This is a genomic window from Massilia sp. CFBP9012, from assembly GCF_034045115.1.
GTDB lineage: Bacteria > Pseudomonadota > Gammaproteobacteria > Burkholderiales > Burkholderiaceae_D > Telluria.
This window is the reverse complement of record NZ_JAXCWM010000001.1, coordinates 119,789-141,924: the sequence shown is the minus strand read 5'-3', so window position 1 is coordinate 141,924 and position 22,136 is coordinate 119,789. Positions and strand designations below refer to the sequence as shown.

General features: G+C 68.4%; 22 protein-coding genes. 15 read left to right on the top strand and 7 right to left on the bottom strand.

Annotated features, from left to right (window positions below; genetic code table 11):
* The first annotated feature begins 13 nt into the window (after positions 1–13).
* Genes SOM61_RS00565 through SOM61_RS00550 form a run of 4 tightly spaced genes read left to right on the top strand, consistent with a single transcriptional unit; the run spans position 14 to position 4,118 of the window.
* Complete coding sequence (locus SOM61_RS00565; RefSeq protein WP_320472265.1) at positions 14–1,015, top strand: DUF1254 domain-containing protein; 1,002 nt, start codon at positions 14–16, stop codon at positions 1,013–1,015.
* A gap of 12 nt (positions 1,016–1,027) precedes the next feature.
* A complete protein-coding gene (locus SOM61_RS00560) occupies positions 1,028–1,498 on the top strand; it encodes a YidH family protein (protein WP_320472264.1) in 471 nt (156 codons plus the stop codon).
* 31 nt (positions 1,499–1,529) lie between these two features.
* A complete protein-coding gene (locus SOM61_RS00555; protein WP_320472263.1) occupies positions 1,530–3,092 on the top strand; it encodes an arylsulfatase in 1,563 nt (520 codons plus the stop codon).
* 12 nt (positions 3,093–3,104) lie between these two features.
* The gene (locus tag SOM61_RS00550) at positions 3,105–4,118 is read left to right on the top strand and encodes a formylglycine-generating enzyme family protein (RefSeq protein WP_320472262.1); all 1,014 of its coding nucleotides are present in this window, start codon (positions 3,105–3,107) and stop codon (positions 4,116–4,118) included.
* Here the strand turns inward: SOM61_RS00550 and SOM61_RS00545 are convergent, their stop codons facing one another.
* A complete protein-coding gene (locus SOM61_RS00545) occupies positions 4,119–4,430 on the bottom strand; it encodes a hypothetical protein (RefSeq protein ID WP_320472261.1) in 312 nt (103 codons plus the stop codon).
* A 9-nt stretch (positions 4,431–4,439) separates the two neighbouring features.
* The gene (locus SOM61_RS00540) at positions 4,440–5,147 is read right to left on the bottom strand and encodes a DUF3313 domain-containing protein (protein WP_320472260.1); all 708 of its coding nucleotides are present in this window, start codon (positions 5,145–5,147) and stop codon (positions 4,440–4,442) included.
* Between the two features lie 127 nt (positions 5,148–5,274).
* On the opposite strand from SOM61_RS00540, the gene SOM61_RS00535 reads away from it, so the two are divergent.
* From SOM61_RS00535 to SOM61_RS00515, 5 genes are all read left to right on the top strand, one after another.
* Entirely contained in the window at positions 5,275–7,461 is a 2,187-nt protein-coding gene (locus SOM61_RS00535; protein WP_320472259.1) for a patatin-like phospholipase family protein, read from the top strand.
* A gap of 83 nt (positions 7,462–7,544) precedes the next feature.
* Positions 7,545–8,291, top strand: coding sequence for a hypothetical protein (locus tag SOM61_RS00530; RefSeq protein WP_320472258.1), 747 nt, complete (start codon positions 7,545–7,547; stop codon positions 8,289–8,291).
* A 280-nt stretch (positions 8,292–8,571) separates the two neighbouring features.
* Positions 8,572–9,225 (top strand): response regulator transcription factor, encoded by a 654-nt coding sequence (locus tag SOM61_RS00525; RefSeq protein ID WP_320472257.1) that lies wholly within the window; start codon positions 8,572–8,574, stop codon positions 9,223–9,225.
* Between the two features lie 118 nt (positions 9,226–9,343).
* Complete coding sequence (aqpZ, locus tag SOM61_RS00520; protein ID WP_320472256.1) at positions 9,344–10,093, top strand: aquaporin Z; 750 nt, start codon at positions 9,344–9,346, stop codon at positions 10,091–10,093.
* A gap of 220 nt (positions 10,094–10,313) precedes the next feature.
* Positions 10,314–11,219 carry a PLP-dependent cysteine synthase family protein gene (locus tag SOM61_RS00515; protein WP_320472255.1) on the top strand — a complete coding sequence of 302 codons (906 nt, stop codon included), beginning with the start codon at positions 10,314–10,316 and terminating at the stop codon, positions 11,217–11,219.
* A 32-nt stretch (positions 11,220–11,251) separates the two neighbouring features.
* On the opposite strand, the gene SOM61_RS00510 is transcribed toward SOM61_RS00515, so the two are convergent.
* The 3 genes from SOM61_RS00510 to SOM61_RS00500 all read right to left on the bottom strand — a co-directional run bounded on the left by SOM61_RS00510 (position 11,252) and on the right by SOM61_RS00500 (position 14,327).
* The gene (locus tag SOM61_RS00510; RefSeq protein ID WP_320472254.1) at positions 11,252–11,941 is read right to left on the bottom strand and encodes a trimeric intracellular cation channel family protein; all 690 of its coding nucleotides are present in this window, start codon (positions 11,939–11,941) and stop codon (positions 11,252–11,254) included.
* Between the two features lie 89 nt (positions 11,942–12,030).
* Entirely contained in the window at positions 12,031–13,473 is a 1,443-nt protein-coding gene (locus SOM61_RS00505) for a catalase (protein ID WP_320472253.1), read from the bottom strand.
* A gap of 29 nt (positions 13,474–13,502) precedes the next feature.
* Positions 13,503–14,327 carry an alpha/beta fold hydrolase gene (locus SOM61_RS00500; protein WP_320472252.1) on the bottom strand — a complete coding sequence of 275 codons (825 nt, stop codon included), beginning with the start codon at positions 14,325–14,327 and terminating at the stop codon, positions 13,503–13,505.
* 303 nt (positions 14,328–14,630) lie between these two features.
* Between SOM61_RS00500 and SOM61_RS00495 the strand changes: the two genes are divergently transcribed.
* Positions 14,631–15,428, top strand: a complete 798-nt coding sequence (locus SOM61_RS00495; RefSeq protein ID WP_320472251.1) for a winged helix-turn-helix domain-containing protein — start codon at positions 14,631–14,633, stop codon at positions 15,426–15,428.
* Here SOM61_RS00495 and SOM61_RS00490 read toward each other — a convergent pair.
* Both SOM61_RS00490 and SOM61_RS00485 read right to left on the bottom strand, forming a co-directional pair.
* Entirely contained in the window at positions 15,415–15,966 is a 552-nt protein-coding gene (locus tag SOM61_RS00490) for a cysteine hydrolase family protein (RefSeq protein WP_320472250.1), read from the bottom strand. The two genes, SOM61_RS00495 and SOM61_RS00490, sit on opposite strands and share 14 nt — an antisense overlap.
* Before the next feature lie 73 nt (positions 15,967–16,039).
* Positions 16,040–16,792 (bottom strand): hypothetical protein, encoded by a 753-nt coding sequence (locus SOM61_RS00485; RefSeq protein WP_320472249.1) that lies wholly within the window; start codon positions 16,790–16,792, stop codon positions 16,040–16,042.
* Between the two features lie 260 nt (positions 16,793–17,052).
* On the opposite strand from SOM61_RS00485, the gene SOM61_RS00480 reads away from it, so the two are divergent.
* From SOM61_RS00480 to SOM61_RS00460, 5 genes are all read left to right on the top strand, one after another.
* Entirely contained in the window at positions 17,053–17,757 is a 705-nt protein-coding gene (locus SOM61_RS00480; RefSeq protein WP_320472248.1) for an SDR family oxidoreductase, read from the top strand.
* 125 nt (positions 17,758–17,882) lie between these two features.
* Positions 17,883–18,101, top strand: coding sequence for a hypothetical protein (locus SOM61_RS00475; RefSeq protein ID WP_320472247.1), 219 nt, complete (start codon positions 17,883–17,885; stop codon positions 18,099–18,101).
* 138 nt (positions 18,102–18,239) lie between these two features.
* Positions 18,240–18,779, top strand: a complete 540-nt coding sequence (locus tag SOM61_RS00470) for a 2Fe-2S iron-sulfur cluster-binding protein (protein ID WP_320472246.1) — start codon at positions 18,240–18,242, stop codon at positions 18,777–18,779.
* Positions 18,776–19,762, top strand: a complete 987-nt coding sequence (locus tag SOM61_RS00465; RefSeq protein WP_320472245.1) for an FAD binding domain-containing protein — start codon at positions 18,776–18,778, stop codon at positions 19,760–19,762. Before SOM61_RS00470 ends, SOM61_RS00465 begins: the two co-directional genes overlap by 4 nt.
* Before the next feature lie 11 nt (positions 19,763–19,773).
* On the top strand, positions 19,774–22,095 hold the full coding sequence (locus tag SOM61_RS00460; protein WP_320472244.1) for a xanthine dehydrogenase family protein molybdopterin-binding subunit: 2,322 nt from the start codon (positions 19,774–19,776) through the stop codon (positions 22,093–22,095).
* The last annotated feature ends 41 nt before the right edge of the window (positions 22,096–22,136 follow it).

Here is a 22,136-nt window from a genome sequence, read left to right as displayed (position 1 = left end):
TGGGGAGGACACCATGAACAAGCCGATCAACCCCGAGCTGGCGCGCGGCCAACGGGTCGCGGTCAATATCGACAACTTCACGCGCGCCGAGAGCGATATGTATTTCGCCTCGACGATCAAGCTGGCAGGCGGCATTGGCAGGTTCGACCATCGACGCGAGCTGATGCCGATCGATGCCCAGGCGGTGGTGCGGGCCAACCGCGACACCCTGTATTCTGCCGCCGTACTCGATCTCGACGCCGGTCCTGCCACGATCACGCTGCCCGATGCCGGCACGCGCTTCATGTCGCTGATGGCGCTGGACGAGGATCAGTATGCATTCGGCGTCTGGTATGGCGGGACGGTCACCTTCAGCCGCGACCGGGTCGGCACGCGCTACATGATGGTGGCGGTGCGCACCCTGGTCGATCCCACCGCGCCAGGTGACTTCGAGCGCGCGCATGCGCTGCAGGACCGGATCGCGATCGATCAGGCGCGCGCCGGGCGTTTCGAAATACCTGATTGGGACGCGGCCAGCCAGGGCCGGGTGCGCGACGCCCTGGTCGCGCTGGGCGCCAGCCTGCCGGATTCGCGCCGCACCTTCGGCACCCGCGAGCAGGTCGATCCGGTGCGCCACCTGGTCGGCACCGCGGTCGGCTGGGGCGGCAATCCCGAGCGGCATGCGATCTACCTCGGCGTGGCGCCGGCGCGCAACGACGGTCGTACCGTGCACCGGCTGCGCTTGGGCGAGGTACCGGTGGACGGCTTCTGGTCGATCAGCGTCTACAACGCGCGTGGCTACTTCGAGCCGAATGTGCGCGATGCCTACACGGTGAACGGCTACACGGCGCGGCGCGACATGGACGGTACGGTGCTGGTGCAGTTCGGCGGCTGCGGCAACGGCGATGAGCATGCCAGCGCCGTCAACTGCCTGCCGGTGATGCCGGGCTGGAACTACACGGTGCGCCTGTACCGGCCACGGCCCGAGCTGGAGTCCGGAGAATGGACCTTCCCGCCGGCTGAACCGGTGGACTGAGGGAGAGAGACCGTGGACACCGTCTCCGCGCCGCGCAGCGGCAATCCCTTCGACGACCCGGCGGTCGAGCTGTCGGCGCGCCGCACTGGCATGTCGTTCCAGCGCACCCGCATGAGTGCCGACCGCACGTTGATGTCGGTGATCCGCACCTCGCTGTCGCTGATCAGCTTTGGTTTCACCATTTTTCAACTCTTCCTCAAGCTGGCCCAGGCCAAGGTGCTCGAGGAGGGCAGCGGCGCGGCGCGCGGCTTCGGGGTGTCGCTGGTGCTGCTCGGGATCGCGATGCTGGTGTGCGGCATCGGCTTTCACCTAGCGTTCATGCGCGGCCTGCGCAAGGAGCGCAGCGAGATGGCGGCCGAGGGCCTGATCCATGCCCAGAGCGCCTTTCCGGTGTCGCTGACCCTGCTGGTGGCGCTGGCCATGCTGTTGATCGGGCTGTTCGCGATCGGGGACATGGTAATCGGCTTCGGACCGGTCGCCTGATTTTTCATCTTTCAACACGAGGGAGAGCACGATGGCACAAACATCGACATCCTCCGGCGCCAGGCCGAACATCCTGGTGATCTGGGGCGACGATATCGGCATTACCAACCTGAGCTGTTATTCGGACGGCCTGATGGGCTACCGGACGCCGAACATCGACCGCATCGCCAACGAGGGCATGCGCTTCACCGACTGCTACGGCGAGCAATCCTGCACCGCGGGACGCTCGTCCTTCATCACCGGCCAGAGCGTGTTTCGCACCGGCTTGTCGAAGGTGGGCATACCAGGCGCGCCGATCGGCCTGCGCGCCGAGGACCCGAGCATCGCCGACCTGCTCAAGCCGCTCGGCTATGCGACCGCCCAGTTCGGCAAGAACCACCTGGGAGACCGCAACGAATTCTTGCCCACGGTGCATGGATTCGACGAGTTCTTCGGCAATCTCTACCACCTCAACGCCGAGGAGGACCCGGAATCGCCCAACTATCCTAAAGTCGAGGACTTTCCCGAGTACCGTGCGCGCTTCGGCCCGCGCGGCGTGTTGCGCTCCTGGGCCTCGGACCAGGACGACGACACCACCTTGCCGCGCTGGGGCAGGGTGGGACGCCAGCGCATCGAGGATACCGGCCCGCTCACGGCCAAGCGCATGGAGACCTGCGACGACGAGTTCGTGGACGCTGCCGAGGATTTCATCACACGCAAGCACGGCGAGGGCCAGCCCTTCTTCTGCTGGGTCAACACTACCCATATGCACCTGTTCACCCACACCAAGCCGGAAAGCGTTGGCCAGGCCGGGCGCTGGCAGTCGCCCTATCACGACACCATGATCGACCACGACCGCCACGTGGGCCGGCTGCTCGACCTGCTGGACCGGCTGGGCATCGCCGACGACACCTTCGTCATGTACGGCACGGACAACGGGCCGCACATGAATACCTGGCCCGACGGCGCCATGACGCCGTTTCGCAGCGAGAAGAACACCAACTGGGAAGGCGCGTTCCGGGTGCCGATGGCGGTGCGCTGGCCAGGCCGCATCCCGGCCGGGGTCGTGTCCAACGAAATCGTGCAGCACCATGACTGGCTGCCGACCTTCCTGGCCATGGCCGGCGAGCCGGACATCGTCAACAAGTGCAAGGCCGGTCACCAGGCCGGCGACAAGCGCTTCTGCGTGCATCTGGACGGCTACAACCTGCTGCCCTATCTCAGCGGCGACGAGGCGAAGTCGCCGCGCAAGGGCTTCATCTACTTCTCGGACGACGGCGACCTGGTGGCGCTGCGCTTCGACCACTGGAAGCTGGTGTTCATGGAGCAGCGCGTGGCCGGGACCTTGCAGGTGTGGGTGGATCCTTTCATCCCGCTACGCATCCCCAAGCTGTACAACCTGCGCACCGACCCCTTCGAGCGGGCCGACATCACGTCGAACAGCTACTGGGATTGGTACGCCCACAACGGCTACCTGGCCCTGGCGGGGCAGGCCATCGTGACCGATTTCCTGGAAACGTTCAAGGATTTCCCGCCGCGCCAGAAGGCGGCCAGCTTCACGATCGACCAGGCGCTCGAGAAGATGCACGATGCGGCCGGCGGCGCCTATCACTGAAGGAGGTAGCATATGCAGGAAACAGTCATCCTGGCGGCGGCCGGCATCGACCGCCGCGCCGCCTGGCTGGCCGCGGCGCCGGCCCCGGGCCCGGCGCCGCGGCCGGGCCTGGCCTGGATCCCCGGCGGACAGTTCCGGATGGGGTCCGACCGCCACTATCCCGAGGAGGCGCCGCCGCACCCGGTGCGGGTGTCCGGCTTCTGGATGGCCGCGACGGTCGTCACCAATGCCGACTTCGCGCGCTTCGTCGACGCCACCGGCTATGTGACGCTGGCCGAGCGCGATCCCGATCCGGCCCTGTATCCAGGGGCGATTCCCGGCATGCTGGTGCCGGGCGGGATGGTGTTCTTCAAGCCGCCGGGGCGGGTCGACCTGCGCGACATCGGCAACTGGTGGGCCTATGTGGGTGGCGCCGACTGGAAACATCCGCGCGGGCCAGACAGCTCGCTGGCGGGCCTGGACGACCATCCGGTGGTGCAGGTGGTGCACGAGGATGCGCTGGCCTATGTGCGCTGGGCCGGCCTGGAACTGCCGACCGAGGCCGAATGGGAATTCGCGGCGCGCGGCGGCCTGGACGGCGCCGACTACGTGTGGGGCGCCGACTTCTTGCCCGACGGCGCCCCGATGGCGAATACCTGGCACGGCGAGTTCCCCTGGCAGCGGCTGCCGCCCTCGACCGCGGCGGGCACGATGCCGGTGCGCGCCTTCGCGCCCAACGGCTATGGCCTGTACCAGATGGCGGGCAACGTCTGGGAATGGACGGCGGACTGGTACCGGGCGCGCCATCCGGCGGCCGCGCACAAGGCCTGCTGCGTGCCGCAAAATCCGCGCGGCGGCGCCCTGGACGGCAGTTACCAGGCGGGCCAGCCCGGCGGCGCTCAAAGGATCGCGCGCAAGACCATCAAGGGCGGCTCGCACCTGTGCGCACCGAATTACTGCCGGCGCTACCGGCCGGCGGCGCGCTACCCGCATCCGCTCGACACCGCGACTTGCCACCTCGGCTTTCGCTGCATCCTGAGGGCGTGATTACTCAACGGTATAGCCGCGCCCGCGCATGCAGGCATTCCAGGCGCGGTTGTATTCGCCGAGGGCGGACCGCTGCGCGCCGGCGTCGCCGCCCACGGCGGGCCCGGTTTCCTGGGACGGAGGATTGGCCGCGAGCGCGGCCGGATCGACGCCGGTCTCCTTCCTGGCCCAGACCTGGCATTCGCCGTCATCGCGGTCCTGGCGCGCCTGGCCCTGGCCCTGGGATGGATAGGCGACCGGGCGCTGGGCCTGGGCGGCGCTGAAGCAGGCTGCGAGCAGGGCGGCGCAGGACAGCTGGCGGGCCATGGACATGGCAGCCTTCTATTCGTCGGCGCTGGCGCGCGCCGTCCCGCTTCCCCGCATTTCGTCGAGCCGGGTGCGGAAGTTGCCCGCCCAGTAGTCGCTGACCGACTGCAGCTCGGCCCAGGTGATCTGTTCGCCCTGCGGCAGGGTCTTGTCGCCGCGCCGGGTGGCGGTGGCGGCGACGACCCGCCGGCCATCCGGCGCCAGCGCTTCCATCTCGGCGGTCATCTCGACCAGGCGCGGCGAGGTGCCGGCCGCCGCGCGCCCGGCGTTGTACAGCGCCTTGATCGGCAGGAAGTCGCTGGCGCCGGTGGGCGGCTTGACGGTCTGCAGATTGGTGATCGCGATGCGCACGCGCAGCACGTCGGGACCGGCTGCGGTGACGACCTGGTAGGTCGGCGCCAGCGCCCGCTGCAGCGACTGCTGGAAGTCGGCGCTCATGCGCGCGACCGCGTCGGGCGCGGGCGGCGGCTGGCCGGGCGCGGGCGTGGCCAGCACCTGGATCGGATCGAGCAGCAGCTTGGTGTAGCGCGTGTAGTCGACCGAGCGGTCGATGTACAGCTCGACGCCGTCGCGGTCGGGCGCCGGCTTGAGCTGGGAATAGTCGCCCAGGAAACCCGAGCGCTGGGCCTGGGCAGTACCGACATCGCCAGGCTGCGTGGTTTGGCTCGATTGGCAGCCTGCCAGCACCATGACCGCAAGCACTGTGCCGATGGTAGTTTTCATTTGAAGGTTCCCTCAAAAGTCTGATGGCCATCGTCATCTTGGGCGATTCGACGGAACAAGCCTATTGTCCTTTGGTCCTACCGCAAAGCCGATCGACGGCCACGACAGTGCAAAGGACATGAGGACAATGACGGCGAGCACCTGCCTGCGCCTGGCGTTGCTATTGGCGCTCACCCTGATCTCGACCTTGTCCGCGGCATGGGCGCAGCCGGGGCCGCGCATCGGCCTCGTGCTGGGCGGGGGCGGCGCGCGCGGCACCGCCCAGGTCGGCGTGCTCGAAGTGCTCGACGCCTTGCGGGTGCCGGTCCATTGCGTGGCCGGCACCAGCATGGGCTCGCTGGTGGCCGGGGCCTGGCTCGGCGGGCTTACGCCGCCGCAGATGCTCGAGCGCATGGGCAAGGTCGACTGGCACGACCTGTTCGACGACGAGACCGCGCGGGGCCAGACCAACTACCGCGAGCGGCGCCTGGCGCAAAGCTATTATCCGGGCCTCGAAGCCGGCGCCACCCCTGATGGCCTGCGCATGGCCCGGGGCCTGGTCGGCGGCCAGAAGATCAAGCTGTTCTTCAACACCCTGGTCGGCGCCGACCGCGGCGAACGCGCCATCGAGAGCCTGCCGCTGCCCCTGTCGATCATCGCCACCGACATCGGCACCGGCGAGCGGGTCGTGTTCCGCAGTGGCGAACTGGCGGCCGCCATGCGCGCCAGCATGAGCGTACCGGCGGTTCTGGCCCCGGTTTCCTACAAGGGCCGTTACCTGGTAGACGGTGGGCTGGTGGACAACCTGCCGGTGCGCGAGGCGCGCGAGCGCTGTCAGGCCGATGTCATCATCGCGGTCGATGTCGGTTCGCCGCTGCTGCAGCCGCAGCAGGTGGAGTCGCTGGCCAGTGTGTCCCTGCAAATGATCAATATCCTGACAGAGCAGAACGCCCAGGCCTCGCGCGCCCAGCTGGGGCCCGGCGACATCTATATCCAGCCCGACCTGAAAGGCATCACGGCGGCCGATTTCGGCAAGTTCCGCGAAGGCGCCGCGCGTGGCAAGGCGGCGGCCGAGGCCGCGGCGCCGCAGCTGGCGCGCCTCGCACTGCCGGCCGCCGACTACGCGGCCTGGGCCGCGCGCCTGCGCGCTGCGCCGCAGCCGGCGCCGCTGATCGACGATGTACAGATCGCCGGCTTGCGCCATGTGAACCCGGTCCTGGTGCGTGAACACCTCGATATCGCGCCCGGCCGGGCGCTCGACACCGTCCGCCTCCAGGACAGCCTGGCCCGGGTGTATGGCGAAGGCGACTTCGAGAGCGTCGACTATGCGCTGCTGGGCACCCGCGCGCGGCGCATCCTGCAGGTCACGCCCACCGAGAAGAGCTGGGGGCCGGATTACCTGCGCTTCGGCGTTGACCTGCATGCGTCGAACAAGGAGAACGACTTCGCGCTGCGCGCGGCCTACCACCGCAAATGGCTCAACCGGTTTGGCGGCGAATGGCTGTCCGGCGTCCAGATCGGCGAGCGCGCCACGCTGTTCACCCAGTTCTACCAGCCGCTCGAGGCGCGCCAGCGCTTCTTCGTCCAGCCGGCGCTGGCCGTGGCGCGCGACCGGCTCAATGTGTACCAGAACGACAGCCGCATCGCCGAGTACCGCTTGCGCAACCGTGGGGCCAGCCTCGGGCTGGGCTACAACGCCGGCACCGTCGGCCAGCTGCGCCTCGAGCGCACGGTGCGCGAGATCGATGCGACCGTGGAAACCGGACCGGCGTCCCTGCCTACCGGCGACTCGACCCTGCGTGGCTGGCAGGTCGTGGCCGATCTCGACCAGCTCGACCGCGCCTTCTTTCCCAGCCGCGGCTGGTCGGCGCGCGCCGCCTGGTTCCGCCACGACGGCGGCGACTACGGCCGCCTGGCGACCGACCTGCGCGGCGCGCGCGTCTGGGGCCCGTACGTGATCAACGCGCGCCTGCACTATACCGGCTCGACGAGCGGGCGGCTGCCGCTGGCCGATGCGGGCGCGATGGGCGGCTTCCTGAACCTGTCGGGCTATGTGCGCAACCAGGTGCTGGCCGACGACGTGCGTTTTGCCATCGTGCGCGGCGAGAAGATCATCGGCCGCATGCCGCTGGGCCTGCACGGCGACCTGCGCATCGGCCTGTCGCTCGAGGCCGGCAGTGCGCGCAATCGCTTCACCGAGACAAGGCTCGACGGCTGGCAGGCGGCGGCCGCCATCTACCTGGGCGGCACCACCCCCCTTGGTCCGCTGTACTTCGGCGCCGGGCTGGCCCAGGGCGGCCGCGCGTCGCTCTACCTGTTCATCGGCTTGCCTTGATGCGCCTGTGCGGGCCGGTGGGCAAACAGGCCGGCGCCGCGGCGATCCTTCCCAACCGTAGGTCCTGACAATCGGAGGCTTGAATGAACATCCGTTCCATCAGCAAGACGGCAGTGGTGCTGCGAAGCTGTGCAGTGCTGACGGCGTTCGCGGCCCCGGCCGCCGCCCAGGGGCAGGCCCAGGATGGCCAGCGCTGGGACTATGAATTCTCGCCCTATCTATGGGCGGCAGGTCTCGACGGCACCACCACGGTGGGCGATCTGTCGGTTGAAAGCGAGCAGAGTTTTTCCGACCTGCTGGACAAGATCGATTTCGGCGTCACCGGCGCTTTCGAGGCGCGCAAGGGGCGCTGGGGCATCCTGTTCGACGGCATCTACATCAAGCTGTCGGACGATGTCGCCACCGCCCGAGGAACGGTGGATGTGGAAGTGGTGCAGCAGGTGTATACGCTGGGCGGCGCCTGGCGCGCGCTCGAGGGGCACGCACCGGTCGACCTGATCGCGGGCTTGCGCTTCAATTACCTGAAGCCGACGCTCAGGCTGGGCGGCGTCGAGCGCGGCCAGAGCAAGGATGCACTCGATCCCTATATCGGGGTGCGCGGACACTATCGGCTGGACCCGGGCTGGAACCTGGTCGGCTACCTCGACGTCGGCACCTTCGACGGCAGCGATTATGCCTGGCAGCTGCTGGTGGGCGCCAGCTATGCCTGGCGTCCGGACCGCTCGATCAAGTTCGGCTATCGCCAGCTCAAGACCAAATACAGCGGCGAGCGCATCGAGGTCGATACGACGATGCAGGGCCTGTATGTGGGCGTCGGCTTGCGCTTCTGAAGGGCGATTTCTACACTTGATGCGCGGTCAAAACCAGGTCGCGCGGCAACAACGATGCAACACGACCGCGCCCACCGCAATTGGTTTCGCTGGAGGCTGGCTAAACGCACCCGAAGTTTGTGACATATCAAGGATGCCATGTGTCCTCCGGTGTGTGGGTAGGCGGGCATCTAGAATCGTTTGCACCGCGCTTCATGCGCCGGGTGATGGTTGACAGCGGAAGGCGCAGGCCACCAGTACGGCGGCGGCTTCCGGTGCATTCTTGCAGCGGGAGTTGCCTATGCATACGATAGAACCCCTGACCTATCTAGTCGATGGCGATGCCGGGACGCTCAAGGACATGGCGTGCCTGCTGCAGGCCGTTGGCCTGCGCGTCGCCGCCTTCGACCGCACCGACGGTTTTTTGCGGGCGCACGATCCGGCGATGCCCGGCTGCGCCGTGATCGACGTGCGCATGCCCGGCCTGGACGGCCTGGCGCTGCTGAACGAACTGCAGCAGGGCGGCGCCGAGCGCGCCATCGTGTTCGTCACCGGCGGCGGCGACGTCGAACTGGGTGTCCGGGCCATGAAGGCCGGCGCCGTCGACTTCCTGATCAAGCCGCTCGAGGCGGATGGCTTCATCGCCGCGGTGCGGCATGCGCTGGCGCGCGACGCCCATGAGCGCGCGGTGCGGCTCGAGCTGCAGCGCATCCGCGCCCACCTCGACACCCTGACCCGGCGCGAGCAGCAGGTGCTGCGCCACGTGGTGTCGGGCCGCCTGAACAAGCAGATCGCCTTCGATCTCGGCATCGCCGAAAAGACCATCAAGGTGCACCGCGCCCGGGTGATGGAAAAGATGGGGGCGACCTCGCTGGCCCAACTGGTGCGCGAGACGCTGGAACTCGAGGCGGGCGCCGTGTTCGCCGGCGATGGCGTCGACAAGGACGGGACCTGACCCGGCCCGCACACGCGGGCATCGGGCTTTGGTCCAATAGGCGCATGGCGCGGGCTGGCGCAGGATGGCGTTCCGTTGACGCGCGGGGGCCGCGCGCCCGGCACGATCGGAGGGCGTCATGCTGAACAAACTTCTGGCCGAATTCATCGGCACATTCTGGCTGGTGCTGGGCGGCTGCGGCAGCGCCGTACTGGCCGCCACCTTTCCCGAGGTCGGCATCGGCCTGACCGGGGTTTCGCTGGCCTTCGGCCTGACCGTGCTGACGGCGGCCTATGCGCTCGGACCGATCTCGGGCGGCCATTTCAATCCCGCCGTGTCGGTGGGCCTGTGGGCGGGCGGACGCTTTCCGGCGCGCCACCTGGCGCCCTACGTCGTGGCGCAGGTGGCCGGGGCCATACTGGCCGCGGCAATGATCTATGTGATCGCGAGCGGCAAGGCAGGCTTCGACGTCCAGGCCGGCTTCGCGGCCAATGGCTATGGCGCGCACTCGCCGGGCGGCTACTCGCTCGAGGCGGCCGTGGTGTGCGAACTGGTGATGAGCTTCATGTTCGTGCTGGTGGTGCTGGGCGCGACCCATACCCGGGCGCCGGTCGGTTTCGCCGGCATTGCGATCGGCCTGGCCCTGGCCCTGGTGCACCTGATCAGCATCCCGGTGACGAACACCTCGGTCAACCCGGCGCGCAGTACCGGGCCGGCGCTGTTCGTCGGCGGCTGGGCGGTGGCCCAGCTATGGCTGTTCTGGCTGGCGCCCTTGCTCGGCGGTGCGCTGGCAGGCGTGTTGTACCGCAAGGTGTTGCAGCGCGAACCGGTCGAGCCGTCGGTCACCGGCCAGCTGGAGCCGGGCCTGGGCCTGGGCGCCCGCACCTGAGGCCGGCGCCGGTGCACATCTATATTGCAAGGGAAATTACCCTGAAAATATTCCTAACATTCAGGCACATTAGCCACTACAATCGACACGCATCCTGTTATGACGATGCACCCGTCAGCGCCCGCCCTTGTGCGGGCGCTTGTTCGTTGTGCCTCGCATGCAACTGGCATAGCCGCTCTGGCGGATATGGCATCGCGGGTCTGGTTCGAAAGGAAGTGGCGTGCAATCCCACATCAAGTCATCTGTCATGGAAGCGATCGGCAACACCCCGGTGGTCAGGCTCGGCCGCGTATTCTCTACGGGCAACGTGGTGGCCAAACTGGAGTTCATGAATCCCGGCGGCAGCATCAAGGACCGCATGGTGCGGGCCATGCTGCGCAAGCTGCCGCAGCAGGCGACGCGCGTGGTCGAGGCGTCGTCCGGCAACACGGGCGCGGCCCTGGCCATGGCAAGCGCCGTGCTCGGCCTGGACTGCGAGGTCGCCGTCCCGGTCGCCACCAGCCGTGAAAAGATCAGGCGCATCGAGGCCTATGGCGCCACGGTGCGGGTATGCGATGGCGAGCGCGGCCCCGACTACCAGGAGACGGCCCTGGACATCGCCCGCCAGGGCGGCGTCCACCACCTGGACCAGTACCGCTCGACCCTCAACAGCCAGGCGCACTACGCCGACACCGCGCCCGAGCTGTGGTCGCAAATGGAGGGCCAGATCGACGTCTTCGTGTGCGGCGTCGGCTCGGGCGGGACGATCTCCGGCATCGGGCGCTACCTGAAGGAGCGCGATCCGGCCATCCGCGTGATCGGCGTCGAGCCCCTCGATTCGGCCTACAGGAAGCTGGTGACCGACCTCCCGGCGGGCGGCGAATTCTCCAGCGCGATCGAGGGCGTCGGCAAGGGCTGCCCGTCGCCCGTGTTCGATCCTGGGGTGGTCGACGACGTGGTCCAGGTGCCCGACGAAGAGGCGCTGGCGTGGATCCACCGGCTGGCGCGCGAAGAGGGCATTCTGGCGGGCGGCTCGAGCGCCTGCGTGGCGGCCGGCATCGCCCGCCTGCTGCCGCAGCTGGGCAATGCCCGCGTGGTGACGATCTTCCCGGACTCCGGCGCGTTCTACCTGTCGAAGTACTTCTAGCAGGAGTTGCAACAGTACTGCCAACTGTACTTCTAGCGTCCGTCGCGGCCAGCCTCCTGCTCGCCCTCGGCCGGTTCCGGCGCGCGCGCCGTCGGCAAGTGCCAGCCATAGCGGATGGCCGCCAGGCGCAGGCCGAAGCACAGGGCGGCGCCGGCCAGCGCGGTCGGGGTGCTGGGCAGGCCCAGGGCGTCGCCGGCCACCACCACCGTAGCCCCGGCCAGGGCGGCGACGGCGTAGATGTCCGACCTGAACACGGCCGGTACGTTCGACAGCAGTACGTCGCGGGCGACGCCGCCGCCGATGCCGGTCAACATGCCGAGCAGCGCCGCCATTACCGGCTCCAGGCCGAACACCAGCGCCTTCTGGGCGCCGGCGACGCAGAACAGGGCCAGGCCGGCGCCGTCGAACACCAGCACCGGGTGGCGCAGGCGGTGCAGGGCGGGCGACCAGAAAAAGATCGCGACCCCGGCCAGCAGTGACACGCCCAGATAGCGCCAGTCGGTGAAAGCTGCCGGCGGCGTGGCGCCGATCAACAGGTCGCGCACGATGCCGCCCGAGGTGGCGGCGACGAAGGACAGCACCAGCACGCCGAACAGGTCGAGCTGGCGCCGCAGGCCGGCGGTGGCGCCGCTCAGGGCGAACACGAAGGTGCCGACCAGGTCGAGCGTCAGCACCAGGGTCTTCATGGCGGCGCCCATGTCGAGGGCGGAAACGGGGAACACGGCGTACCTCTGCGCTTGAAAGGTGCAATCCGCACCGAGGATGCGGATTCTATAGCACCGCGCCGGTCCTTGCCGAGCTGCACCCGTCCTCAGCTCCCTTCGCTGCCCTGTACGATGGCGCGCGCCACGCCGTCGCCATAGGCCGGATCGCACATCGTACAGTTGGCGATGTGGCGCGCCTTGACCTCGTCCGAGGCACCGGCGATGGCCCTCGCCGTATTCTGGAACAACGCTTCGCGCTGGGCCGGCGACATCTTCCTGAACAGCAGGGCCGGCTGCGAATAATAGTCGGCGTCGACCCGGTGGTTCCAATGGTCGGCGGCGCCTTCGAGCGACAGCCGCGGCTCCCTGAAGTCGGGCTGCTCCTGCCACTCGCCATGGCGGTTCGGCTCGTACGAGGTAGTGCCGCCGCGGTTGCCGTCGACCCGCATCGCGCCGTCGCGGTGGTAGCTGTGCACCGGGCAGCGCGGTGCGTTCACCGGGATCTGGTGGTGGTTCACGCCCAGCCGGTAGCGCAGCGCGTCGCCGTACGAAAACAGGCGGCCCTGCAGCATCTTGTCGGGCGAGAAGCCGATGCCCGGCACGATGTGGGCCGGGTTGAAGCCGGCCTGCTCGACCTCGGCGAAGTTGTTTTCCGGATTGCGGTTCAGCTCCAGCACGCCGACTTCGATCAGCGGATAGTCGGCGTGCAGCCAGACCTTGGTCAGGTCGAACGGGTTGTACCGGTAGGTGGCCGCTTCGTTCTCGGGCATGATCTGCACGTACAGGGTCCAGCGCGGGAAGTCGCCGGCCTCGATGCTGTCGTACAGGTCGCGCAGATGGCTTTCGCGGTCGCGGCCGATCAGGGCGCCGGCATCAAGGTCGCTCAGGTTCTGGATGCCCTGCTGCGTCTTGAGGGTGAACTTGACCCAGAAGCGCTCATTGGCGGCGCTGATGAAGCTGAAGGTATGGCTGCCGAAGCCGTGCATGTGGCGAAAACTCCTGGGGATGCCGCGCTCGCTCATGACGATCGTCACCTGGTGCAGCGCCTCGGGCAGGCTGGACCAGAAGTCCCAGTTGTTGTCGGCGCTGCGCAGGCCGGTGCGCGGATCGCGCTTGATGGCGTGGTTCAGGTCGGGGAACTTGAGTGGGTCGCGCAGGAAGAACACGGGCGTGTTGTTGCCCACCAGGTCCCAGTTACCCTGTTCGGTATAGAACTTGATCGCGAAACCGCGGATGTCGCGTTCGGCGTCGGCCGCGCCGCGCTCGCCCGCCACCGTCGAGAAGCGCAGGAACAGGTCGGTCTTCTTGCCGACCTCGGAGAACATGCGCGCCTTGGTGTAGCGCGTGATGTCGTGGGTCACGGTGAAGGTGCCGAAGGCGCCGCCGCCCTTGGCGTGCATGCGGCGCTCGGGAATCACTTCGCGGTCGAAGTGGGCCAGCTTTTCCAGGAACCACACGTCCTGCAACAGGGCCGGGCCGCGCGGGCCGGCGGTCATGGTGTTCTGGTTGTCGACCACGGGGGCGCCCGCGGCGGTGGTCAGTTCTTTCATGGCATCGTCCTCTGGTTTTGGGGGGGCGGTCAGCCGCGCACGAAGGCCAGCAGGTCGGCATTGACCTGGTCCTTGTGGGTATCGGTGAGACCGTGGGGCGCGCCCGGATACACGATCAGCTGCGCGTGCGGGACCAGGCGTTTGGAGGCGCGTCCGGCGGCGTCGATCGGCACGATCTGGTCGTCGTCGCCGTGGACGATCAGGGTCGGGATCGTGAATTTCTTCAGGTCTTCGGTGAAATCGGTCTCCGAGAATGCCTTGATCGAGTCATAGGTGTTCTTGTGGCCGCCCAGCATGCCCTGCATCCACCACGACTGGATCAGGCCCTGCGAGACCTTGGCGCCGGGCCGGTTGAAGCCGTAGAACGGACCGCTCGGGATGTCCAGGTAGAACTGGGAACGATCGGCCAATTGGGCAGCGCGCAGGCCGTCGAATACCTCGAGCGGCAGGCCGCCAGGATTCGCCTCGGTCTTGAGCATCAGCGGCGGCACCGCCGAGATCAGGCCAGCCTTGGCGATCCGCGCGGTACCGTGGCGGCCGATATAGCGCGCCACTTCGCCGCCGCCCGTCGAAAAGCCGAACAGCACCGCGTCCCTGACGTCCAGGTGCTCCAGCAGCTCGGCCAGGTCGTCGGCGTAATGGTCCATGTCGTTGCCGTCCCATGGCTGGCTCGAGCGGCCATGGCCGCGGCGGTCGTGGGCGATGCAGCGGTAGCCCTGGTCGGCGAAGAAGATCATCTGCGACTCCCAGCTGTCCGAGTTCAAGGGCCAGCCATGGCAGAACACGATGGGCTGGCCGCTGCCCCAGTCCTTGTAATAGAGCTCGACGCCTTCCTTGGTGGTGAAGATGGTCATGCGGTTTCTCCTAGGTATGAATGGTGGGGGGGGGGAAGGGACGGTGATCGGTGCACGCCGCGCCCGCAACGGTGAGTAGACGCGAATTCACACGGCGGCGACACCTGACTGAAGGAAGAGGTCGCGGCCACACGATCGATGGCCGCGCGCTCGGGCAGTCCCGCCGCCGCAACGGTTGGGCAGTGCCGTGTATTTACTTCTTGTCATTAAGATGGAGAACGCTTAAGGTAGCGAGGTATCGACGGACGATCCGTTGGCCACGGCCGGCGGCGCCCGTCCTGTCTGCCACGCGATACCGACCGCATGCATACCGATACCATCATCGCGCCGCCGACTCCGCCATCGCCTCCTGCGGCTTTCCGCATCGGATTGGCGCCGGCTGGCCCCGACTGCACATTCGGCAGCTTCGCGCTCTATGCGGCGCGCAAGCTGCTCGTGTGCGTTCCGGAAGGGCGCCAGGTGGTGCTGGGCGGGCGGGCCTTCGATCTGCTGCTGGCCCTGGTCGCACGCGCCGGCGAGGTGGTCGGGCACGACGAGCTGGTGTCGGCCGTATGGCCGTGTTCCGTCGTCGAGGACAACGGACTGCGGGTGCACATGTCGGCCTTGCGCAAGGCGCTGGGTGACGGGCGCGCCGACCCCTATATCCTGACGGTGCCGGGCCACGGCTATCGCTTCGTCAAGCCGGTCTGCGCCTGCCCGGGCGCCACCACGCAATCCGTGGCGCGCCTTGCAGCCCGCTCCGCGCGCGGCCTGCCAGCGCCGGCGCCGGTCTATGCCTTCGACGACTTCCAGCTGCTGCGCGCGCCGGCCCAGCTGTGGCGGGGGACGACGCCGGTGCGTCTCGGCCGGCGCGCGTTCGCGCTGCTGCTGGCGCTGGTCGAACGCGCGGGAGAGGTGGTCAGCCACGCCGAATTGGAACGCGTCGTCTGGCCCGGCAGCATCGTCGACGACAGCTGCCTCCGGGTCCACGTCGGCGCGCTGCGCCGTGCGCTGGGCGACCGCGCCGTCACCCCGCGCTACGTCGCCAATATCCCGGGCCGCGGCTACAGCTTCGTGGCGCGGCTGGAGTGGTTGGAGCGGCCCACGTCTACCCGCGCGTGAGTTCGTCGGTGGAGCGCATGTCGGCGTAGGCAAAACCGAGTGCCGCCATGAAAGCGGCGTGGACGTGCGCCGCAGGCACCGTGACGCCGCCGAATTCGAGGTCGCGCGAGGCGCAGGCGTCGTGCGCCACCGTGACCTTGAAGCCGAAATCGTTGGCGGCGCGGGTGCAGGCGTCGACGCACATATGGCTCATGGCGCCGCAGATCACGACCTCGTCCGTCTCGTGGCCGCGCAGGATGTCGAGCAGCGGCGTGTCGCGAAACGAGTTGATATGGTGCTTGAGCAGGACCGGCTCGCCGTCGGTGGGCGCCGCCGACGGGTGGATCGCCGCGCCTTCGGAGCCGGGCGCAAAGAAAGGGGCGCTGGCCGCATCCGGGAATTCGTGGCGGATATGGATGACGGGCGCGCCGTATTCCCGGTAGTGGCGCAGGAGCCGGCCGACGTTGGCGCTGGCGGCGTGCATTCTCGCCAGTTCCCAGCGGCCGCCGGGGAAGTAATCGTTCTGGACATCGATGACGATCAGGGCTTGCTTGTTCATGGTGGACCTCGGCAGGTGAAGGTGGTGAAAGGAACGGATGTCGTGAATGCGGGGAGGGCGGAACGGCGCGCCGCTACTGGTTGACCTTGCCAGGCAGGCTGAGGTTCCCGGACGCGACCTTGAACACGTCCGCCACGCACAGGAGCGGATTGTGGACGCTGGCATTGACCCGCAGCGCCGCCGTGACGCCATCGAAGCTGGCCGCCTCGACCACGCCGATATCGTCGAACGGCACCTTGACCTCGAGCGAGTCGCCCTTGAACAGCGGGCTCCAGCCGGGACTGTCGAGCAGGATTGGAAAGCCGGGCCAGGTCTTGGGCAGGCGCGGCCTGGCGCCCGCGGGGATGTCGACCACCTTGAGCGCGTCCTTGCCGCAGGCATCGTCCCTGGTGAGCACGACCCAGTGCGAGTGCCACAGGTTGCCGTCGTTGCCGGTGTCGCCGTCGCCGTTCTCGTCGTACAGTGGGGTGTCGTCGAAGTCGGGGTGGGAAGTGACGGCGAAGGCCAGGATCCCGGCCTTGCTCTCGAAGCCGACCGCGTAGGGGTCGATGGTGGTCGGCCACACATAGGAAAACACTGCGCTGCCGCCCAGTTTGCCGGTCTTGGTGGGATAGGTCTTGCCGGCATTGCCGGACACCGCGATGTGGAATGTGGCGACATTGCCCTCGGTGCTGATCCGCGTGTGGACGATATCGTAGTCGGCCTTGACGGCCTTGGCGGAGGCGCCATGGATGCCCCCCTGGTGGCCGGTCTTGCCTTGGTGGGCGCCGGCCGGCAGGGCGGCTAGCAGGAGGGCAACTGCGAAGATGATGCGCTGTGAAGTCATGGACTCTCCCTGTTCTGGTGGTGGCCGGATGTTTTGCTGCTGGAACCGGGATCGAGCTTAGCCGCGGCGCGCGGCGACAGGTGTGAATTTCTGTTATGAAGCGCACCCTCGCAAGCCGTTGGCGGCCAAGGGGAGAGGCCGTGCTCCATCGTACGGACAAGAGAAGGACGGATTCACGAGGTTTCACAACCCGGGCCGGCGGAGCAGGCCTAGTATCGGCAATGGTCCGGATGGCCGGACATCGACAGGGGAGGGTCGCCATGCAAATCAGGGATTCCATCGTACTCGTCACCGGCGCCAACCGCGGGCTGGGCCACGCCTGGGCCCGACTGCTGCTCGAAGCCGGCGCGCGCAAGGTGTATGCCGGCGCGCGCGATCCACGCGGCATCGACCTGCCCGACGTCATTCCCCTCGAGCTCGACATCACCGACCCTGGGCAGGTGCGGCGTGCCGCCACCGAATGCGGCGACGTGACGCTGCTGGTGAACAATGCCGGCATCGTGCGCGGCGGCCACATGTTCGACGACGAGGCCGTCGATCGCGCGCGGCAAGAGCTTGACACCAACCTGTTCGGCACGCTCGCCATGTGCCGCGCCTTCGCGCCCGTCCTGGGCGCCAACGGCGGCGGCGCCATCGTCAACGTGTTGTCGGTGCTGAGCTGGATCAGTATCCCCGGCGTGGCCACCTACGCCATGTCGAAGGCGGCTACCTGGTCGATGACCAATGGCGTGCGCATTGCCCTCAAGCCGCAGGCCACGCAGGTGCTCGGCTTGCACGTGGGCTTCATGGATACCGACATGACGGCCGGGCTCGACGCGCCGAAGGCGTCGCCCCAGGACGTCGTGACCCAGGCCATCGCCGCCATCGAGGCGGGCCAGGAAGAAGTGCTGGCCGATGCGCTGACGCGCGAGGTCAAGCGCGGCCTGTCGCTCGAGCACGGTGTCTACCTGGATGCGGCCGGCTGAAACCGGATGATGCCGAGGCACGATGCCGGCGCGGGATTCATCCCGTGCTGGCGCAAGCGCCCGCGGTGCACTACCCTGAAACAGGGTGGCCGCCGTCGGCGGCCACATCATAGGGGAGCAAGCCGATGAGCATTTCCAAGTCCGGCGCGAAGCAGCGCGCGAAAACGTCGCGCCGGCAGAAGGGCGGCGATCTGCCGGGGTCCGAGGACCCGCACCAGGAGGCGGCACTCGACGAAGCGCTTGCCGAATCCTTCCCGGCCAGCGACCCCGTGGCCGTCTCGATCAGCAAGGCCGCTCCGGGCGCAAATCCGCGTGTTGCACGATCCTCCGAACCGCCATTATGAGCCTCAAGCGTGCGCCTTTTCGGCACGGCTGACTCTACACTTGGTACTCGTTATCGGAACACATACGGTCGCTTTCCTGCATGGATTTGCCCATGATTTTGCAGGCAGGTGACCGCCACCCGAGAAGGAGTTTCTACCGTGTCGACCACCATCACCATCAACGGAAACGCCGTCGCGCTGCCGAGCGACCCGCGCGTCTCCCTGCTCGATTTCCTGCGCGAGTACCTGCACCTCTGCGGCACCAAGAAGGGCTGCGACCAGGGCGCCTGCGGCGCCTGTACCGTGCTGCTCGACGGCGAGCAGCGCATCCTGTCCTGCCTGGCCCTGGCCGTGCAATACGAGGGACGCGCGATCACCTCGGTCGAGGGCCTGGCGCAAGATGGCCAGCTGCACGCGCTGCAGCAGTCGTTCATCGAGCATGACGGCTTCCAGTGCGGTTACTGCACGCCAGGCCAACTCTGCTCGGCGCTTGGCATGGAAGCCGAGCTGCGGCGCGGCCTGCCAAGCTACGTCACCGACGATGTCGGCGCAGAGTCGATCGCGTTCAGCGAAGACGAGGTGCGCGAGCGCATGAGCGGCAACCTGTGCCGTTGCGGCGCCTACAACGGCATCGTGGCGGCGGTCACCGAACACCATGTGCGCTTGCACGGCAAGGCTGCGGCCGGGGAGGCCTCATGAATCCGTTCACCTTCGCCCGCGCGCTGGATGCGCAGGACGCCGTGCGCCAGGGCGCGGCGGCGGGCAGCCGCTTCCTGGGCGGCGGCACCAACCTGGTCGACCTGATGCGCGAGACCATCGAACGACCGGCGCAGCTGGTCGACGTCAGCGGCCTGTCGCAGCAGATCGACGAGCATCCTGACGGCAGCCTGCTCGTGGGCGCCGCCGTCAGGAACACGGCGCTGGCCGAGCACCGTGCGGTGCGCGCGCGCTTTCCCTTGCTGGCGCGCGCCATCGCTTCCGGCGCCTCGGGCCAGATCCGCAATATGGCCACCGTGGCCGGCAACGTCCTGCAGCGCACCCGCTGCACCTATTTCTACGACCGCGACGGCGCCCACTGCAACAAGCGCAACCCGGGCGAGGGCTGCGACGCGTTCCAGGGCGTGCACCGCATGCACGCGGTGCTGGGCGCCTCGAGCGCCTGCATCGCCACCCATCCGTCCGATATGTGCGTGGCGCTGGCCGCGCTCGACGCCGTGGTCCACCTGCAGGGCGTGGGCGGCACGCGCCAGGTGCCGTTCACCGATTTCCACCTGCTGCCCGAGGATCGCCCCGAGCGCGAGACCGTCCTCCACCCCGGCGAGCTGATCACCGCGATCGAGATCCCGGCGCTGGCCTTCGGCGCCAACTCCACCTACCGCAAGGCGCGCGACCGCGCCAGCTATGCCTTCGCGCTGGTGTCGGTGGCGGCCGCGCTCGAGGTCCGGGATGGCGTGGTCAGGGACGTGCGGCTGGCGCTGGGCGGCGTCGCGCACAAGCCGTGGCGCGCGTCGACACTGGAGCGGATGCTGCGCGGCCAGCCGGCCGATGCGGTCCATTTCGAGGCCGCGGCGCGCGCCGAGATGGCCGACGCCAGGCCCTTGCGCGACAACGCGTTCAAGATCCCGCTGGCGCAGCGCACGATGGTGGCCGTGCTCGACCGCCTGGCCACCGTGCATTCCTGAGGAGACCGACCATGAAGATCGTGCAGAATATCCAGAAGGCCGGCCAGGCGATCATGCAGAAGGCGGTGGCGCTCGCGCCCGAGCGCTACGTCACGGGCGGAAAGCCCGACCCGCTGACGTCCAGCGACGATCCGCTGATCGGCGCGCCGGTATCGCGCCTGGACGGCCCCGTCAAGGTGAAGGGCGAAGCGAAATATGCCGCCGAGTTCGCGCTGGACGGCATGGTGCATGGCGCCCTCGTGTACAGCACGGTGGCGAAGGGACGCATCGCCGCCCTCGACGTCGCGAAGGCCGAGGCGGCGCCCGGCGTCGTGCTGGTGATGAGCCACCTGAATGCGCCGAAGATGCAGCCGCCTCCGCTGCTGATGCGCGAGCCGCTGGGCGGGAGCGGGGATGCGCTGCCGGTGTTCCAGGACGACCGGGTGCACTGGAACGGCCAGCCGGTGGCGGTGGTGCTGGCGGAGACCCGCGAGCAGGCCGAGCACGCCGCGTCCCTGGTGCATGTGCGCTACCAGGCCGAGGACGGGGTGACCAGCATGGAAGCCGCGCGCGCGGCCGGCATGAAGGTGGCCCAGTTCATGGGCGGGCCGCTGCAGGACATCATCGGCGACGCCGAGGCCGCGCTGGCGTCCGCGCCGCAGCGGGTCGATCAGGTCTACCGCACCCCGCGCCAGAACCATCATGCGATCGAACTGCACGCGGTGACGGTGGCCTGGGAGGGCGAGGTCCTGCGGGTCCACGACTCGACCCAGGGCGTCGTCAACGCCGCCTTCACCCTGGCCCAGGTGTTCGGCATCGCGCAGGAACAGGTGCGGGTCACCTCGCCCTTCGTCGGCGGCGGCTTTGGCGGCAAGCTGGTGTGGCGCCACCACCTGCTGGCCGCCGCCGCAGCTAAGGTGTCCGGCAGGCCGGTGCGCATCATGCTGTCGCGCGAAGGCGTGTGCCGCGCCGTCGGCGGGCGCACGACGACCGAGCAGCGAGTGGCCATCGGCGCCGACCGCGACGGCCGCTTCGTGTCCCTGATCCACACCGGCGTGGCCGTGATGACCGAATACAATGCGATGCCCGAGCCGTATATCCATAATGCGCGGGTGCTGTATGCGGCCCCCGCCATGAAGCTCGAGGTACAGGCGGTGACGATGAATATGGTCGCCAACGTCCCGATGCGCGCGCCGGGCGAATCGGTCGGCTCGTTCGCCCTCGAAAGCGCGGTCGACGAACTGGCCGAGCAGCTTGGCATCGACCCGATCGTGCTGCGCCGGCGCAACGAGCCGGTGCAGGATCCGACCGCGGGCACGCCGTTCTCGTCGCGCCATCTGATCGAAGCCTATCGCGCCGGCGCCCAGGCCTTCGGCTGGCAGGAGCGGCACGCCAAACCACGCATGCGGCAAGAGGGCGAATGGCTGGTCGGCCTGGGCTGCGCCAGCGCGGTGTTTCCCTATTATCGGATGGAAGGCGGGGCGGCCCGCATCGTTCTCGCGCGCGACGGCCACGCCCGGGTGTCGGTCGGCGTGCACGAGATGGGGATGGGCACTGCCACCGCCCAGACCCAGCTGTGCGCGGTGCGGCTGGGACTGCCGATGGACAAGGTGAGTTTCGACTACGGCGACTCGGCGCTGCCGGGCGCCGTGCTGGCCGGCGGCTCGCAGCAGACGGCCGTGATCGCGGCCGCGGTCAAGGCCGCGCACGCGGCGCTGTGCGCCGAGCTGCTCAAGCTGGCCGGTCGCGAGTCGCCGCTGGCGGGCTTGAAGCCTGAACAAGTGCGTTCCCGCGACGGCGGCCTGTGCAAGGTCGACGATGCCGGCCGCTGGGAGAGCTATGCCGACATCCTGGCCCGGGCCGGCCGCGACGAAGTGGACGTGACGGCCAAGGCGCCGCCTTCGCAGGAGAGCGAGCACTGGTCGATGCATTCCTACGGCGCGATCTTCTGCGAGGCGCGGGTCAATGTCGTCACCGGCGAGCCGCGCGTGACGCGCCTGCTGGGCTCCTTCGATTGCGGCCGTATCCTCAACGCCAAGACCGCCGCCAGCCAGTTCCGCGGCGGGATGATCATGGGCCTGGGCGCGGCGCTGATGGAAGCGACGCATTTCGACGAGCGCAACGGGCGTGTGGTCAATGCCAGCCTGTCGGAATACCACGTGCCGGCCCACCTGGACGTGCCGGAGATCGAGGTGATGTGGCTCGATATTCCCGATCCGCACGCGCCGGCCGGCATGCGCGGGGTCGGCGAAATCGGCATCGTCGGCACGACGGCGGCGATCGCCAACGCGATCTACAATGCCTGCGGCAAGCGGGTAAGGGAGTTGCCGATCACGCTCGATAAATTGATGTGATGCGGCGGCGAGGGCGCCCCGGCTGCTGCCGGGGGGGCCCC